The 1,183-nt window shown below is 69.9% G+C and carries 1 protein-coding gene; it reads right to left on the reverse strand.

What is annotated here, in order from left to right; translation table 11 throughout:
* A partial coding sequence (locus ACOJUJ_RS28600) for an amino acid adenylation domain-containing protein (protein WP_420130341.1) occupies nucleotides 1-1,183 on the reverse strand: 1,183 nt, incomplete at both ends.

Consider the following 1,183-nt stretch of genomic DNA (forward strand, 5'->3'; position numbering starts at 1 on the left):
ATCCCCTGCGGCTCCGGCAGCGCCCGCCGGTCCAACTTGCCGTTCGGCGACAGCGGCAACGCCGCCACCACCACCCAGGCCGACGGCACCATGTAGTCCGGCAGCGCCGCGCTCACATGCTGCCGCAGCGCGCCCGCCAGCGTCTCTTCCGCCACGTCCGCCGCCGGCACCACCCACGCCACCAGCCGTTTGTCGTCGCCCACCGCGCGCGCATCCACCACCGCTTCCCGCACCGCCGGGTGCGTCGCCAGCGTCGCTTCTATCTCGCCGCATTCGATGCGGAAGCCGCGGATTTTCACCTGCTGGTCATTGCGCCCCAGGTACTCGATGTCACCGTTCGCCAGATAGCGCGCTACGTCGCCGGTGCGGTACATGCGCCCGCCCGGCGCGAACGGATCGCTCAGGAAACGCTCCGCCGTCAAGTCGGGCCGATTCAGGTAGCCCCGCGCCACCTGCACCCCGCCGATATACAGCTCGCCCACCGCCCCCAGCGGCACCGGCTGCCCGTGCTCGTCCAGCAGATAGATGCGCGTGTTGGCGATCGGCCGACCGATCGGCACCGACACCCGGTCCGCCTCCCGCGAACAGTGCCAGGCGGTGACGTCCACCGCCGCCTCCGTCGGCCCATACAGGTTATACAACTCCGCCTGCGGCAGCCGGCGGTAAAACTCCGCCACCAGCGCCGCCGGCAGCGCTTCCCCGCTGCACATCACCCGCACCACGTTGCCGCAGCGCGTCGCCGCCTGCTCATCTGCCAGGAAGCTTTGCAGCATCGACGGCACGAAGTGCAGCGTGGTGACGCCGTACTGTTCGATAGCGCGGCTCAGGTAGTCCGGATCCTTGTGCCCTTCCGGCTTCGCCATCACCAGGCGCGCGCCGACCATCAGCGGCCAGAAGAACTCCCACACCGAGACGTCGAAGCCGAACGGCGTTTTTTGCAGCACCGTGTCCGCCGCCGTCAGGCCGTAGGCCTCCTGCATCCACACCAGCCGGTTGACCACCCCGCGGTGTTCGTTCATCGCGCCCTTCGGTTTACCCGTCGAACCCGAGGTGTAAATCACGTACGCCAGGTGCGACGCCTGCGCGCGCCGTTCCGGGTTCTCGGCGCTCAGCGTCTCCGGCAACGCCGCCTCCAGCGCCAGCTGCGGCGTCGCAGGCTCGCCCAGCGCCGCCCGGCCGGCGG

It is taken from the genome of Longimicrobium sp., from assembly GCF_048594345.1.
GTDB lineage: Bacteria > Gemmatimonadota > Gemmatimonadetes > Longimicrobiales > Longimicrobiaceae > Longimicrobium.